The organism is Streptomyces sp. NPDC058279, from assembly GCF_042881255.1.
Classification (GTDB): domain Bacteria; phylum Actinomycetota; class Actinomycetes; order Streptomycetales; family Streptomycetaceae; genus Streptomyces.
On the sequence record NZ_JBHVYA010000001.1, the window covers coordinates 264,688 to 279,959 of the forward strand.

Here is a 15,272-nt window from a genome sequence, read left to right on the forward strand (position 1 = left end):
AGCGCACAAGCGAGAACCCCTCGAATGGGAATCGATTGGACGTCGAATCGGCGGCCGGAACGCCGCTTCAGGCCCACTGCCGCCCGCCCTCGGCCCCAGCCGCTTGCCTCACCTGTCGAGACTCGCGCTGCGCGCCGTGCTCGTGGTGGAGCTGGGCGGCACCGGGTTCGTACAGGCGTTGATGGTGTGGGCGCTGGCCACCGACCCTTAGGACGGCTCGCTCCCGCTGACCCCGCTGCGCGCGATCACGATCCTGGGCATGGTGGCGGTCCAGGTCGCTGTGGTGTGCGTATGGCGGCTGGTGACGATGGTGCGACGCGGAACCGTGTTCTCCCACGCCGCCGGCGGATGACGTGCCCGAGGGCGGACGCGCGCCGGCCGGTTGCCCTGGGGCGGCCGGGCAGGTCCGGGCAAGGTGCGTCACTTAACAGTTAGTTCACGGGAAGGTGCCCGTTCCACCACTCCTGCTCGCTCTTGCTCGGGTCCTCCACGATCTGGTGTCCGCGGTGTTGTCATGGGCGTACGACATCCCGTAACGGGCGCCGGTGTCGTTGGCGGGCCAGTACGGTCGGCCCGTCTTGGCGAGGTCGACCCATGCCCGTCGGTCAGCAGCGCGCTCGCCAGGACCGGATCGCGCCGAGGAAGAGGACGAAGTCCAGTCCCTTGAAGGAGCTGAACAGCGCGTCGACGGCACGGCTAAGTTGTTCAGTCGGCACCCGCACTTCATGCCCGAGGCGATTGGAGCCGCACACCATGAAGGACGTCACCCAGCTCGACCAGGGGTGGATCCTGCGACACGGGGACGCCCTCCTCCCCGCCCGCGTCCCCGGCTGCGTCCACACCGATCTGCTGGCCGCCGGGGTCATACCCGACCCCTTCATCGGCCACAACGAGACCGAGGTCGCCTGGATAGGGCGCCAGGAGTGGAGCTACGTCACGGAGTTGCGCCACGACAGCGGGCACGAGCGCGCCCACCTGGTCTTCGAGGGACTCGACACCGCCGCCGAGGTCGTCCTCGATGGCGAAAGCCTCGGCGGCACCCGCAACATGCACCGCGCCCACCGCTTCGACGTCACCGGGCGAACCGGCCCGCTCGAAGTCCGGTTCGCGTCGGCGTACGAGGAGGCCGACCGCGTCCGCGCCCTGACCGGCGAGCGCCCGAACGTCTACCCGGGCCCCTTCCAGTACATCCGCAAGATGGCGTGCGGCTTCGGCTGGGACTGGGGTCCGACCGTCGTGACCGCCGGCATGTGGCGTCCGGTGCGACTGGAGCACTGGTCGACCGGTCGCCTCGCCGAAGTCCGCCCCCTCGTCACCGTGGACGGCACCACCGGGCGGGTCGAGCTGAGGGTCCGCACCGAACGCACCCCGAGCGGCGCGGGCCGACCCCTCACCCTGAGCGCCGCCGTCGCCGGAACCGTGGCGCGGACCACCTTCGAGGGCGACGAGGCCGTCCTCCGCCTGACCGTCGCGGAACCCGGACTGTGGTGGCCGCGCGGGTACGGCGACCGACCGCTGTACGGCCTGACCGTGACCCTGCTGGACGAGGACGGCCGGCCGCTCGACACCTGGGAGCGCCGCATCGGCTTCCGCACCGTCACCGTCGACCGCTCCCCCGACGAGCACGGCACGCCCTTCACCTTCGTCGTCAACGGAATACGGATCTTCGCCCGGGGCGTCAACTGGATCCCGGACGACGTCCTCCCCTCGCGCGTGACCCCCGACCGCTACCGGACCCGGCTCACCCAGGCCGCCGAGGCCAATGCCGACCTGATCCGCGTGTGGGGCGGCGGCATCTACGAGGACGACGCCTTCTACGACGTGTGCGACGAGCTCGGCCTCATGGTCTGGCAGGACTTCCTCTTCGCCTGCGCCGCGTACCCCGAAGAGCAACCGCTGCGCCGGGAGATCGAGGCGGAAGCGCGCGACAACGTCGTCCGGCTCATGTCGCACCCGGCCCTGGTCCTGTGGAACGGCAACAACGAGACCCTGTGGGGCTTCCGCGACTGGGACTGGGAGGAACCGCTCGCGGGTGATTCCTGGGGGGAGGGCTACTACCTCGGTCTCCTGCCCAGGGTGGTGGCCGAGCTGGACCCCACCCGCCCGTACACGGCCGGCAGCCCCTGGTCCGGGTCCTGGGACCACCACCCGAACGACCCCCGCCACGGAACCCACCACTCCTGGGAGGTGTGGAACCGCCGGGATTACGCCGACTACCGGGCGAACGTCCCGCGTTTCTGCGCCGAGTTCGGCTGGCAGGCGCCGGCCGCCCTGGCGACGCTGCGCCGGGCGTTGCCGGGCGAGGAACTCGCCCCCGACTCGCCCGGCATGCTGCACCACCAGAAGGCCGAGGACGGCAACGGCAAACTGAACCGGGGCATCGAGCGCCACTTCGCCCTCCCCGAGGGAGACTTCGACCGTTGGCACTATCTTGCCCAGGTGGTCCAGGCGCGGGCCGTGGCCGCGGGCGTCGAGCACTGGCGGGCCAACTGGCCCGAGTGCGCGGGCACGGTGGTGTGGCAGCTCAACGACTGCTGGCCGGGCTCCTCTTGGGCCGCGATCGACGGCGACGGGCGCCGCAAGCCGCTCTACCACGAGCTGCGCCGGCTGTACGCCGACCGCGTGCTCGCCCTCCTCCCCACGGACGACGGGCCCGTGCTGGTCATGGACAACCAATCCGGCTCACCCTGGGGCACCACGGTCACCCTGCGCCGCCTCGACGCCGACGGCACGGTGCTGCGAGCGGCCGGGTTCGCCCTGGAGGCCGAGCCGCGCACGGTGGTGAGGCGGGTGGTCCCGGAGCGGCTACTCCCCGCGGAGGGTGCCACCGATGAGTTCCTCGTCGCCGACGCCGACGGCCTGCGCGCGGTCCACTTCCCCGTGGTGGACAAGGAGTTCGGCTACGCGATCCCCGAGTACGACGTGCGGATCGAGGCCGGCGCCGGGGACGGCCCGATCGAGGTGGTCGTCACCGCCCGCACCCTGGTCCGGGACCTCCTGCTGCAGGCCGACCGGCTCGCGCCCGGAGCCGTCGCGGACCGTGGGCTGATCACCCTGCTCCCCGGTGAGGAGACCCGGATCACCGTGACGGGCTGGCCCGGGGCCGACGTCGAAGCCGCCCGCGGCGCCCTGTTCAGCGTGGGAGCGGCGTGAGCGGTCCGCGTCCCCGCGTCACCACGTGACCAGTCAAGTGAACCTTCCGTTCGGTACATTCTCGCCCGGCTCCACGCCTCACACGCTCTCGGCAGTCGGGCCGGTCGCATACGCCAACGGCGGCGCGATCGCCCGCACGTCCACCTGCTCCGCCACCCACAGTCCGATGAACAGCGCGGCGGTCGCCTCCAGCAGCCCGGCGCGCTCCAGGCCGCCTCCGGCCACCGGCTCGCATCCCGCGTCGCGCACGAGTTCGTACACCCGGGCAAGGGCTGCCTCGTCGTCCCCGCAGACCGGAACGGCGAGGGGTCGACCGTCGAAGACCGGCGGGGTCAACCGCCACACGCCCTCGTGACAGAGGTTGAACGCCTTGACGACCCGCGCATCCGGTGCCGCCGCGGCAAGTCGGAGCGCCGCCGAGGGGCCGGCTTCCGTCAGCAGCCGGAAGCCGGGACCGACCGGATTGGCACAGTCGAGCAGGACCTTCCCGCTCAGCGCCGCCCGGACCTCCGTGACGACGACCGCGCCCACTCCGTAAGGCAGCGCTGCCAGCACCACCTCGCCGAAATCCGCCGCCGCGTACAGACTCCCGTGCCGCGCACCGCCCCCGATGGCTGTCGCGAGCCGTCGGGCCTTCCGCTCGTCCCGGCCTCCGACGAACACCTCATGTCCGGCCCGCGCCCAGTGCGTGGCCAGCGCATCCGCCATGTTCCCCGTCCCCAGCACACCGATCTTCATCGATCCGTCTCCCTGCGCCCTTGTTCCGACTGCTTGCGGGACGACACTAGGAAACCCGTCAGGCACCATTTGGTACGTGACGACCGACGCCTATCTCGCCGACTGCCGCGCCCGCCTCGCCTTCGACCTGCTCTCCAACACCTGGAACGCCGTAGTGCTGTGGGTCCTGCGGGACGGTCCCATGAGACCGGGCGAACTCCGCGAGCGCATCGGCGGCATCAGTCCCAAGGTCTTGACCGAGACCCTGCGGCGGCTGGAGTTCAACGGCCTGGTGGAACGACACGCCTATGCCGAGGCGCCACCGCGTGTCGAGTACGACCTCACCGCCCTGGGACGGACCTTGCTCGGCCCGATAGACGCCTTCGGTGCTTGGGCCTTCGAGCACGGCGATGAGGTCCTCGCCGCCCAGGAGCGAAACAGCGGGTGAGCCCTCAGGTCGCCCGGCGGTCATCGGGCCCACCCGGCCCGAAAGCCTGACGGCGGACTCCAGACCGCGCCGGGCGGGCCGGCGGCCGGTGCCGCCGGTGGTGACCGACGAGACACCTCCGCGTTCGGCTGTCGGGGTTGACGCGGGGCCATTCGGACACAAGCGGACCGTGCTGAAGATACTTCTGGTCGTCCTGCTCGGCTCGACGGCGGCGCTCGCCTCGGCCGCCGCCGTCCTCGCCTCGCCCTGGTGGTGGGCCGCGGCCGTGCCCCTGCTGTCGCTCGTCCTGATCGCCCTGCACGACCTCCTGCAACGGCGACACTCCGTCCTACGGAATTACCCCCTCCTCGGGCATCTGCGGTTCGCTCTGGAGGCACTGCGGCCGGAGCTCCAGCAGTACTTCATCGAGCGCAACTTCGACGGTCGTCCCTTCGACCGCGACACCCGCAGCATCGTCTACGAGCGCGCCAAGGGCACCGACGCCGAGGAGCCGTTCGGCACCGAGCTCGACCTCTACCGGCCGGGCAGCGAGTACCTCACCCCCTCCATGGCCCCGCTCCCGGTACGAACCGACCCGCCCAGGGTCCGGATCGGCGGTCCCGACTGCACCCAGCCGTACGACATGGCCCTGCTCAACGTCTCCGCGATGAGCTTCGGCTCCCTGTCGGGCAACGCGATCCTGGCGCTCAACACCGGGGCTCGGTTCGGCGGTTTCGCCCACGACACCGGTGAGGGCGGCCTGTCCGAATATCACCTGCGCCCGGGCGGGGACCTCGTGTGGGAGATCGGGACCGGATACTTCGGCTGTCGGACGGACGAGGGAGGCTTCGACGAGCGGAAGTTCGCCGAGAAGGCGGCGCACCCGCAGGTCAAATGCGTGTCGTTGAAGATCAGCCAGGGTGCCAAGCCCGGCATCGGCGGCGTCCTCCCGGGAGCCAAGGTGAACGCGGAGATCGCGAAGGTGCGCGGGGTGCCGCAAGGCCGGACCGTGATCTCGCCGCCGTACCACCGCGTGTACTCCACCCCGCGCGAGCTGGTGCGTTTCCTGGCCCGCATGCGGGAACTCGCCGGCGGCAAGCCCGTCGGCTTCAAGCTCTGCGTGGGTTCGCGACGCCAGTTCCTCGCCGTGTGCAAGGCGATGCTGGAGGAGGACACCGCGCCCGACTTCATCGTCGTCGACGGGGCGGAGGGCGGAACGGGCGCCGCGCCCCTGGAGTTCGCCGACAACGTCGGGCTGCCGCTCGGCGAAGGGCTGATGACCGTGCACAACGCGCTCGTGGGCACCGGGCTGCGCGACCGCATCCGTATCGGCGCCTCGGGCAAGGTCGCCACCGGCGGCGACCTCGTCAAGCGCCTCCTCCAGGGGGCCGACTACACCAACGCCGCCCGCGCCATGATGTTCGCGATCGGCTGCATCCAGGCGCAGCGCTGCCACACCAACACCTGCCCCGTCGGCGTCGCGACCCAGGACGAGAGGCGCGCCCGCGCCGTGGATGTCGGTGACAAGTCGCAGCGCGTACGGCGCTACCAGGAGGCGACCGTCAAGAGCGCCCTCCAGATCATGGCGTCGATGGGCGTCGAGGACCCTCGCGGGCTACGGCCCCACATGCTGCTGCACCGGGTGGACCCGCACACCGTCCGCTCGTACGCCGAACTCCATGCCTGGCTCGCCCCCGGGGAACTGCTCGCATCTGTGCCCGAAGGCTGGGCAGGGGACTGGGCGGCGGCCGATCCCGACCGCTTCACCAGCTGATCCCGACCGCTTCACCTGCTGATCCCGGCACCCGCAACGAGGAGCCGTAACCGGACCGAAGGGCACTTCTGTGGCACGTACCGTCGCCCATGTGATCGTCGACGCACTCGAGGAGCTGGGCGTCCGGCACGTCTTCGGTGTCGTCGGAGACGCTTTGAACCCGCTGACCGACGCCATCCGCACCACCGACGGCCTGGAGTGGGTCGGCTGCCGGCACGAAGAGGCCGCGGCCTTCGCCGCCGCCGCCCAGTCCCAGCTCTCCGGGACCCTCGGGGTGTGCATGGGTACGGTGGGGCCCGGCTCCGTCCACCTGCTGAACGGTCTCTACGACGCCGCCAAGAGCCATGCTCCGGTCCTCGCGATCTGTGGTCAGGTCCCCCTCTCCGAGATGGGCAGCGACTACTTCCAGGAAGTGGACAACGACCTCCTCTTCCGTGACGTGGCCGTCTTCCGGGCCACCGTCACCTCCCCGGACCAGATGCCCCGCCTGCTCGAGTCCGCGGTACGGGCCGCGGTGACACGGGGCGGCGTGGCGGTGCTGACGATTCCGGCCGACCTCGGCGACCAGGAACCGGCCGAGGAGCGGCCCACGCGGTTCGCCCTCGACCGCGCCGTCACCCGCCCCGACGACCCGGCGCTCGTGCGGGCCGCCGCGGTGCTGAACGAGGCGTCCCGGGTGACCCTGCTCGTCGGGCAGGGTGCCCGCGAGGCCCGCGCCGAGGTCATGGAGCTGGCCGAGTCGCTCGCCGCCCCCATGGTGCTCACCTTGAAGGCGAAGGAGGGGTTCGAGGACGACAATCCCTTCCAGGTGGGCCAGACCGGCCTCATCGGCAACCCGGCCGCCGCCCACGCGCTCGACAGCGGGGACGCGCTCCTCATGCTGGGGACCGACTTCCCGTACCGGGAGTGGTATCCGGAGGGTGTCAAGGTGGTCCAGGTCGACGCTCGTGAGGACCACCTGGGGCGCCGGACCCCCGTCGACGTGGGCCTGGCCGGCGATGTGGGCGCCACGCTCCGGGCTCTGCTGCCACTGCTGGAGACCGTCCCCGACCGGGCCCATCTGGACCGCGCCCGCAAGCGGTTCGTCACGTGGCAGGAAGGCCAGCGGCGACTGGCCGACCCCACGCACGAGCGGCGCTTGACCGGGAAGCTGCGGGCCGCACTGGACAACCGTGACCACGAGATTCGCCCCGAGGCGCTGGCCGCGGCGGTGGACGCGTACGCGGACGACGACGCCGTCTTCACCTCCGACACCGGTATGGCGACCGTCTGGCTCTCCCGCTTCGTCACGATGCGCGGCAACCGGCGTCTGATCGGTTCGTACAACCTCGGTTCGATGGCCAACGCCATGCCCCAGGCGTTGGGAGCCCAGCTCTGGGCACCCGACCGGCAGGTCGTCGCCTTCTGCGGGGACGGTGGCCTGAGCATGCTGCTGGGCGACCTGATGACGATCAAGACGTACCGGCTGCCGGTGAAGCTCGTCGTCTTCGACAACCGCCGGCTGGGCATGGTCAAGCTCGAACAGGAGCAGATGGGCCTCCCGGAGTTCGGTACGGAACTCGACAACCCCGACTTCGCGGCGGTCGCCACGGCCCTCGGCCTGACGGGGATCCGGGTCACCGACCCGGCCGAGCTGAACGACGCGGTACGCCGGGCCTTCGAGACCCCGGGCCCCGTCCTGCTGGACGTCCTCACCAACCCCGAGGAAGTGGCCGTGCCGGGCAAACCGACGGTAGCGCAGGGCTGGGGCTTCGCCGTGGCCAAGGTCAAGGAGATCCTGCCCGACCGCCGGGACTGACCGGGCCGCAGGGGACTGACCGGGCCGCGTACGGGAGTGCCGCTCGCGGGGCCGGCCGGGTGGCCGGCCCCGCGAGCGGTGCGGACACCTACCGGTTGTCGCGGGTCACGCGGTGTCCCGGAGATGGGCGGCGGCTGTTTCGGCCTCTCGTACGACGTACCCGGTGTCCACGCCGACCAGGCGGCCGTCGAGCTTGAGTGGGCGGCCGTCGACGAAGACGGCGTGTACGTTCTCGGGGCGTCCGTTGAAGACGACTTGGCCGACCCAGTCGAAGCGCGGTGCGAAGTTGAGTGCGGCGGGGTCGATGAGGATGACGTCGGCCCGCTTGCCCGGGGTCAGCGAGCCGATCCTGTCGGCCATGCCGATCGCCTCGGCGCCGCCGAGGGTGGCGGACCGCAGCGCGTCGTGGACCTGCGGGAAGACGTCGGCGTTCAGGGCACGTGCCCGTTGGAGGCCGATGGCGGTCTTCATCAGGGCGAAGAAGTCCGAAGTGTCGTTGGTGCCGCCGTCCTGGCCGAGCCCGACCTTCATGCCGGACCGGCCGAGGTCCGGCAGCCGCATGACGCCCGAGGCGAGGCGCATGTTGCTCAAGGGGCAGTGCGCGGCGCGTACGTCGTGGGAGGCGACGGTGGCGATCTCGTCATCGCTGAGATGGATCGCGTGATTCATCAACAGTCGCGGGCCCAGCGCGCCGATGTCGGCCAGGACGCCGATCGGGTCGTCCGCCCGCTGTTCGACTCGTTCGAGCACGTGGCTGTTGAGCATGACGTCCAAGTCCTGGGCGATGTCCCAGTGCAGCCGGTTGAGTCCTTCGAGGGCCCGCGCGGCGTGGGTGGCGATCTGCGCCGAGGCGAGGGGCACCGGGTCGATGAGTTCCTTCTTCACCCGGGTCAGGAGGGCCGCCTGCGGCTCGGCTTGGAACATGGCGTAGACGAAGCGCACGCCGGTGTCGGTCAGGGCCCGTACGTACTGGACGGTGGTGTCGTACGGGATGGCGTCCACCCAGTCCACGACGGTCGTCACGCCGGACTGCACGGTGTCGAGGGCGGCCAGGCGAACGAACCGGTACATGTCGGTCGCCGAAATCCGAGGGAACGTCGCCCGGTTGCAGTCGGCCAGCCATCCGAACAGGTCGCGGTCCGCACAGCCGCCGCGCATCGAGGCCTGCCACAGGTGGGTGTGGATGTCCACGAACCCCGGCATGAGCAGCTTGCCGGAGGCGTCGATCACCTGGGTGCCCGGCGGTGTGGTGAGCCGGGTGCCGACGGCCGCGATGACACCGTCGCGCATGAGGACGTCCGCGTGCTCGACGGTCCCCAACGGCCCCTCGCCGAGCGTGCCGTCCATGGTGAGCGCCAGGGCGGCGTTGCGGAGCAGGGTCGGGGTCGGCCGGGTCAGGGGCGCGCCCTCCCCGACGGGCGTCCGGCCTCTCGGGGGAGCCCACCCGGCGCCGAGGGCGAAGGGAGTGGCCGCGGCCATCCCCAGGCCGGCCAGAACTCCGCGGCGGCTCGGGGCCGGGGTCCCGGGTGGGGGCGGGGTCGGGGGCTGAGCCGGATTCGGAGGCTGGGCTGCTGGGGTGGCGGGACAGTCGCTGAGCGGGTCCATGTCGTGATACCTCCCGACGAGCGCAGGACAGGCAGGTCACTTGCCGCCGGCCGACGGTGTGTCAGGCGGCCCGGCGGATACCTGGATGGTCCGCCTTGAAGCAGCCTTCCGATAGAGGTGCGTCAACATTTTGTGGAAGCTCGACTGAACTCCGCGGTGAGCGTACGTAGACAGCCGGCCTTGCTCCGCGGAGGTTTACCCGAACCCTTCTGGAGGGACCTCTATTTTTAGAAAGCTCTCCAAGTTTCGGGAAAGGGGCGTGGCCGGATGCGGACAGCCGGAGGGGGACTGCGTGAGCACCACAAGGCGCGGAGACGGTCGCGGATCCTCGACGCGACGCGCGAACTCCTGCGGGAGTGCCCGGAGACGGTTCTCAGTACCGAGCGGATCGCCGCGCGGGCGGAGGTCTCGCCGGCCACCGTGTACAACCTGATCGGACCCCGCGAGAAGATCTGGGAGGCGCTCGCCGACGGGTTCATGGACGAACTGGAGTGCCGCTTGGCCGACCTGAGCACCGGTGACCCACGGGAGGTGGTCCGCTCGACCGTCCGGCTGTTCGTGGGGGACCCGGTGGTGTCGCGTCGCATGGTGCGCGGCTGGGAGGAGAGCGGCCTCGTACTCGACCGCAGTCCGCTCGGCCGGCTCCGCCGCGCGATGGCGGACGCCCGAGCGCAGGGTGTCCTGCGTGCCGATGTGGACACCGAGGCGTTGGCAGCCGTGGTCAGCGCCGCGTGCGTGGGTGCGCTGCACCAATGGGTCGCCGCCCTGGTCGACGACGACCGGTTCCTCGCGCGGGCCCTGTTCGCGCTGGACGTCGCCCTCGCCGCGGCGGCCGCCGATCCCTACCGCGAGCAACTGTCGGCGCCGCTGCGGACCCGGAACACGCTGTGAGTGGCGGCGGCGCCCCGCACCGGTTCCGGAACTTCGCGGGCCACGGCGGGATCCGGCTCGCGGCGGACGTGTGGGGCGAGGCGTCCTCTCCCCCGCTCGTCCTGCTGCACGGCGGCGGCCAGACCCGGCACGCCTGGGACCGGACCGGCCCCCGGCTGGCCGCGCTCGGGTGGCGGGTGATCGCCCCGGACCTGCGGGGGCACGGCGCGAGCGGGTGGTCGGCCGATGGCGACTACGACCTCGGTGTGTTCGCCGAGGACGTCCGGGCGATCGTCGCGGAACTGGGCGAGCACCCGGTGCTCGTCGGTGCCTCGCTCGGGGGCCTGAGTTCGCTGCTGGCGGCCGGAGAGGCACCCGAGGCGGCCGTCCGCGCCCTGCTGCTCGTCGACGTGGCGCATCGGCCGGATCCCCGCGGGTCCGACCGGATCGTCGCGTTCATGCGCGGCCATCCGGACGGTTTCGCCGACGTGGGCGAGGCGGCCGCGGCGGTGTCCGCCCACCTGTCGCACCGCCCGCATCCGTCCGGTCCCGAGGGGATGCGGAACAATCTGCGGCGCCACGGGGGCCGTTGGGTCTGGCACTGGGACCCCCGTCTGCTCGACAGCTTCGAAGGGCGGATGGACCCGCCGGGCATGGCGGAGCGGCTCCTCGACGCCGCACGTCACGCCGACGTACCGATCCTGCTCGTCCGCGGCGGGGTCAGCGACGTGGTGAGCGAAGACGTCGCCGCCCAGTTCTGCGCCAGGGTCCCTCGTGCGCGGCGCGTCGATGTGGCCGGCGCGGGACACATGGTGGTAGGCGATCGCAACGAGCACTTCCTCGACGCCATCGTCCCGTTCCTTGAAGTGGCGAGGAGCCCTTGGGAAGGCACGCGCTGGGGGTGACCGGTGCGGGCCGGCCCACGTACGGCCCGAGCGCGGCGAAGCCCTCGGAAAGCACGGGGCCAGCCGAGGAAGGCGTCCGGCCCGCCGGCCCCGCTCCGGTGCGCTAGGCAGACCTGCGGCGCAGAGCGCGGCGGACCCCGTACAGAACCACGAGCAGCACGATGACGACGACCAGGACGATCAGGAGCTTCTTGAACAGGCCGCCGCTCTTCTTCTTGCTCTTCTTCTTGCTCTTCTTGTTCCCTGTGACGGCCTTGGCTTGGGACGACAGCGGCGCGTGGAGACTTGTTGTCACGCCGGCGCCGGCAGGGAGGCCGCTGTGCGGGAGCGCCACCGCGGCGGGAGCCTGCCACGCAGCCGGGACGGACGCCGTCGCGGTCGCCGCAGGGCCCAGCAGCAGCCCGGCCAGCACGAGCAGCGGTATGAATGCCGCCGACGCCACGGAGCGCTTCCTTGGATTGCTGTTCTTTGTCACTGTCTCCCCAGTTCTCCGACGCCCTGACCGGCCCCGGTGGAATCCGGCCGGCCGGGACCTTGGAGCATCGTCGACGAATTCGCCCGTTCCGGCAAGGACATGGGCTACGCGACTCGGCCCGGCCCGCCACCCTGCGGATCGCACGAGCACAGGACGGAGAACACGAGGGACGCCGACGGCCCCGGCCGGTCCCTCAAGCGCCGCTCGCCGCCGGGCCGCAGGTCACTTCGCTTGCAGATCACTCCTGATCACGGACGTGGTGGATGCCAGTCGGCTGATGCCCGTCTGTACCTCGCGAATGCCCTCGCCGGCCCGGGGCTCGTTCTTCTGGGCCGCCCCGGCAACGCACTCGTTGCCTCCGTGTTCGAAGGCGGTCAGGGCTTCCGTCCAGAACCCGCGGGCGTTTTCGCTCGGAAGGGTGTCGAGCTTCTTCGCCTTCGCCACCTCGGTCAGCAGCTCCTGGCAGGCGGGACCCCAGACGTCCATCGGGCGCCCGGACACCTCGTTCACGCGGGCCGAGGTATCGGCGAGCCCCTTGATGCGGCCCTGGCCTCCCGAAGACCACCAGTCGGACAATTCTTCCGCCGGGGTCGAACCGCACCCGGCGAGCAATACCGCGATGGCAGCGGTGGTGGCAATGGTCGGTATGCGGAATCGGAAACGCATGGGACCTCCCCCTTGTACGGTCGTGCCGATGTTGTCAGGAGCCACCGATCCCGGTAGGGCCAACGCCGCAATTGCGTTCGGGATCGGGGCAGTTGATCAGGCCGCCTGTATATCGCTGACCTCTGACAGACGGGCGGAGGCTTGTGGTGGTGGCCCGGCAGCGACGCTGTCGGGCCACCTCTCCGTCAGCGGGCGTCGGTTCGCCTTTCGAGGCGCGTCCCGTGGCGGAGGGTGATCGACATCAGGTCGCTGGGGGCGTTCAGCTCCAGGCGGTGCCAGCGGCCGCGAGGGACGATCACCGCGGTGCCCGGCTGTAGCCGCACCATGTCCTCGGCGCCGCCGGTCGTGGTGGCTCGGAAATAGAGGCGGGCGCCCCCGGTCAGGCAACACACCGCCTCGTCGGCCTCCGGGTGCATCTCCCAGTGGTCGGCGTGGACATCGGCGTCGGTCTCCACGTGGAAGGTGGCGATCTGCCAGGCGTCGGAGTCGCCGCTCGCCATCTGCCGTTCGGCGGCTCGGACGTCGCCGTTGGGACGGAACCGCAGCGCGGAGGCGAACAGGTCGATGGGGGTGGTCGTCATGATGGCGTTCCTTCCAGTCGGTGGTTCGCGGGGGCGGCAGGTCGCGGGTCGGGCGAGGCGGCCCGGCGGTGGGGCAACACCCCGATCGCCACGACCGCCGCCAGTACGAAGAGCCCGGCGGTGACGCCAAGGCCCAGGGCGTAGCCGTCGTTGAGGGCGACGGGGCCGGTGGCGGAACCGGTGCGGAGTGCGGCGATGGTGGCCAGGGCGGCCAGGCCGACGCAGCCGCCGAGTTGCCGGGAGCTGTTGAAGAGGCCGGAGGCCATGCCGGCCTCGTGGGACGCGACACCGGTGGTGGCGGCGGCGACGACCGGGGCCAGAACCAGCCCGACGCCGATGCCGGTGATGACGCAGGGACCGAGCACGTCGGTGAGGAAGCCGCCTCGCGGACTGATGAAGGCGAACCAGGCCAAGCCCGCGGCGGCCAGCAGGGCGCCGGGAGCCAGGGCGGCTCGGGGCGTGCGTGTCGCGGTGACGCGGGTCGCGACGACGGTGCCCACGACCAGGCTCACGGAGAACGGCAGGAACGCGGCGCCCGTCGCCGCGGCACCCATGCCCAGGACCTGCTGCATGTACAGGGACGCGAAGTAGAACGCCGCGAACTGCCCGGCCGCGGCCAGGAAGACCAGCACGTTGGCGCCGGCCACCCAACGACTGCGCAACAGGCCGAGGCGCAACAGCGGTGCGGGCGCCCTGGATTCGGCGAAGGTGAAGGCGACCAGGAGCACCGCCGCGGCGGCGAGGGTCGCCACGGTGGCCGGGGACCCCCAGCCTCGGGCGTCGGTACGGACGACACCGAACACCAGCAGCCCGACTCCGCCGGTCGCCAGGACAGCGCCGAGCACGTCCACCTTCTCGCGCCGGTCGGGCCGTGCCCCGGCGGCCACACCCGTCAGGACCAGCGCGAGAGCCGCCGCCACGACGGGCAGGTTGACCGGCATCACCCAGCGCCACCCCACGTACTCGGTCAGCAGACCACCTGCCAGCACCCCCAGCGCTCCCCCCGCGGCGTTCACCGCGCTCCACACCCCGAGCGCCCGGACACGCCGAGGGCCCTCGGGGAAAGTGGTCGTGAGCATCCCCAGCGCGGCCGGGGCGGCAGCGGCGGCACCCACCCCCTGACCGGCCCGGGCGGCGATCAGTTGCCAGGGCGCCTGGGCAACTCCGCCCACCAGGGAGCACAGTCCGAACACGGCCAAGCCCGCCAGGAAGAGCCGGCGGTGGCCGTACAAGTCACAAGCCCGGCCGCCCAGGAGCAGGAGTCCGCCGAACGTGAGCGCGTACACGTGCACGATCCACGACAGGTCGAGGGGCGCGAATCCCAGCGCGGTGCGGATCGCGGGCAGGGCGACGTTGACCACCGACATGTCCAGGGCGAAGACGAACTGGGCGACGGCCGCCGCCGCCAGCACCACTCCGGGTCGCCCGCGCAAGTTTTTATACATGTAAGAAAACTAGCGCCGGGGATCGGCGTTGTCGACACCTGCGGAATGATGGGGGCATGCCGCAGCCGTCCGCACCGCGTAAATCCCCTGGTCGACCTCCCCGCATCTCCCGCGAGGAGGTCATCGGGACGGCCCGTCGGATCGTGACCGAGGAGGGCGTGGAACGGCTGACCATGCGTCGGCTGGCCAGCGAGATCGGCAGTACGCCGATGGCGCTCTACCACCACGTGCGCAACAAGGAAGAGCTGCTCGTCCTGTTGCTGGACGACTACGCCGCGCGGGCGCTGCGCCGACCCGAACTGCCCGCCCACCCGCGCGAGCGGATCGTCGCCGCCGCCGCCGCGATCCACGAAGCGCTCGCCGCGTGTCCCTGGATCGTGGAGGTGCTGACCGCCGACGACCTGATGTCCACGTCAGCGCTGTGGTTCGTCGAGCAGATCGTCGACGGCATGGTCGAATGCGGGCTGTCCCCCGAGCGGGCGGTGCACGGTTACCGCGCGATTTGGTACTACACCGCCGGCGAGATCATCGTCCGGGTGACGGCGGCCCGGCGGCGCGCAGACGACGACCGTGCGACCTACCGGGAGCACGTCTTCGCCGCCCTCGACCCCGGCGAGCTGCCCAGGTTGGCGCAGGTCGCGGACCGCTGGGAACCGCTGACCGGCGAGGACACCTACCTGGACGGCCTCCGCGCCCTGGTGGACGGCCTCGTCGCCGCCCGCTGACGAGCCGTGGAAACCCAGCCGCGGCCGGCCGGCATGCCGATGTTCCGCCGGCCGTCGGACGGCGGACGGGAGACGGGAGACGGGGACCGGGAGACGATTCCGCTCAAGCGGGGCGGGCGCCGGCCGTGCCC

General features: G+C 71.4%; 13 protein-coding genes and 1 pseudogene. 8 read left to right on the plus strand and 6 right to left on the minus strand.

All coding sequences use genetic code 11. The features are described 5' to 3' along the window. Window positions 1–103 precede the first annotated feature (103 nt). Together ACFVXJ_RS01260 and ACFVXJ_RS01265 are read left to right on the plus strand one after the other, a co-directional pair. Window positions 104–343 (plus strand): annotated as a pseudogene (locus ACFVXJ_RS01260) (DUF2975 domain-containing protein); the annotation flags it as partial. Window positions 344–753: 410 nt separating this feature from the next. Then, window positions 754–3,153, plus strand: coding sequence for a glycoside hydrolase family 2 protein (locus ACFVXJ_RS01265; protein ID WP_389656681.1), 2,400 nt, complete (start codon window positions 754–756; stop codon window positions 3,151–3,153). Window positions 3,154–3,231: 78 nt separating this feature from the next. On the opposite strand, the gene ACFVXJ_RS01270 is transcribed toward ACFVXJ_RS01265, so the two are convergent. Next, entirely contained in the window at window positions 3,232–3,891 is a 660-nt protein-coding gene (locus ACFVXJ_RS01270; RefSeq protein ID WP_389656684.1) for an NADPH-dependent F420 reductase, read from the minus strand. Between the two features lie 76 nt (window positions 3,892–3,967). Between ACFVXJ_RS01270 and ACFVXJ_RS01275 the strand changes: the two genes are divergently transcribed. The 3 genes from ACFVXJ_RS01275 (at window position 3,968) to ACFVXJ_RS01285 (ending at window position 7,869) form a co-directional block, all read left to right on the plus strand. Continuing rightward, window positions 3,968–4,318, plus strand: coding sequence for a winged helix-turn-helix transcriptional regulator (locus tag ACFVXJ_RS01275; protein WP_389656687.1), 351 nt, complete (start codon window positions 3,968–3,970; stop codon window positions 4,316–4,318). 169 nt (window positions 4,319–4,487) lie between these two features. After that, the gene (locus tag ACFVXJ_RS01280) at window positions 4,488–6,071 is read left to right on the plus strand and encodes an FMN-binding glutamate synthase family protein (RefSeq protein ID WP_389656690.1); all 1,584 of its coding nucleotides are present in this window, start codon (window positions 4,488–4,490) and stop codon (window positions 6,069–6,071) included. A gap of 70 nt (window positions 6,072–6,141) precedes the next feature. Further along, complete coding sequence (locus ACFVXJ_RS01285) at window positions 6,142–7,869, plus strand: thiamine pyrophosphate-dependent enzyme (RefSeq protein ID WP_389656692.1); 1,728 nt, start codon at window positions 6,142–6,144, stop codon at window positions 7,867–7,869. A gap of 105 nt (window positions 7,870–7,974) precedes the next feature. Here the strand turns inward: ACFVXJ_RS01285 and ACFVXJ_RS01290 are convergent, their stop codons facing one another. Further along, on the minus strand, window positions 7,975–9,348 hold the full coding sequence (locus ACFVXJ_RS01290; protein WP_389656695.1) for an amidohydrolase family protein: 1,374 nt from the start codon (window positions 9,346–9,348) through the stop codon (window positions 7,975–7,977). 393 nt (window positions 9,349–9,741) lie between these two features. On the opposite strand from ACFVXJ_RS01290, the gene ACFVXJ_RS01295 reads away from it, so the two are divergent. Then, window positions 9,742–10,365 (plus strand): TetR/AcrR family transcriptional regulator, encoded by a 624-nt coding sequence (locus tag ACFVXJ_RS01295; protein ID WP_389656698.1) that lies wholly within the window; start codon window positions 9,742–9,744, stop codon window positions 10,363–10,365. Continuing rightward, entirely contained in the window at window positions 10,362–11,249 is an 888-nt protein-coding gene (locus ACFVXJ_RS01300) for an alpha/beta fold hydrolase (RefSeq protein WP_389656701.1), read from the plus strand. The genes ACFVXJ_RS01295 and ACFVXJ_RS01300 overlap by 4 nt, the downstream gene beginning before the upstream one ends. 103 nt (window positions 11,250–11,352) lie before the next feature. Here ACFVXJ_RS01300 and ACFVXJ_RS01305 read toward each other — a convergent pair whose 3' ends face one another. The 4 genes from ACFVXJ_RS01305 to ACFVXJ_RS01320 form a co-directional block, all read right to left on the minus strand. After that, complete coding sequence (locus tag ACFVXJ_RS01305; RefSeq protein WP_389656704.1) at window positions 11,353–11,691, minus strand: hypothetical protein; 339 nt, start codon at window positions 11,689–11,691, stop codon at window positions 11,353–11,355. 255 nt (window positions 11,692–11,946) lie between these two features. Beyond that, window positions 11,947–12,390: a hypothetical protein gene (locus tag ACFVXJ_RS01310; protein WP_389656706.1), complete on the minus strand. Its 444-nt coding sequence runs from the start codon at window positions 12,388–12,390 to the stop codon at window positions 11,947–11,949. Window positions 12,391–12,575: 185 nt separating this feature from the next. Beyond that, on the minus strand, window positions 12,576–12,971 hold the full coding sequence (locus tag ACFVXJ_RS01315; protein WP_389656709.1) for a cupin: 396 nt from the start codon (window positions 12,969–12,971) through the stop codon (window positions 12,576–12,578). Further along, on the minus strand, window positions 12,968–14,416 hold the full coding sequence (locus ACFVXJ_RS01320) for an MFS transporter (protein WP_389656711.1): 1,449 nt from the start codon (window positions 14,414–14,416) through the stop codon (window positions 12,968–12,970). Before ACFVXJ_RS01320 ends, ACFVXJ_RS01315 begins: the two co-directional genes overlap by 4 nt. Window positions 14,417–14,472: 56 nt before the next feature. Here ACFVXJ_RS01320 and ACFVXJ_RS01325 point away from each other — a divergent pair, with 56 nt between their 5' ends. Beyond that, the gene (locus tag ACFVXJ_RS01325) at window positions 14,473–15,141 is read left to right on the plus strand and encodes a TetR/AcrR family transcriptional regulator (RefSeq protein ID WP_389656714.1); all 669 of its coding nucleotides are present in this window, start codon (window positions 14,473–14,475) and stop codon (window positions 15,139–15,141) included. The last annotated feature ends 131 nt before the right edge of the window (window positions 15,142–15,272 follow it).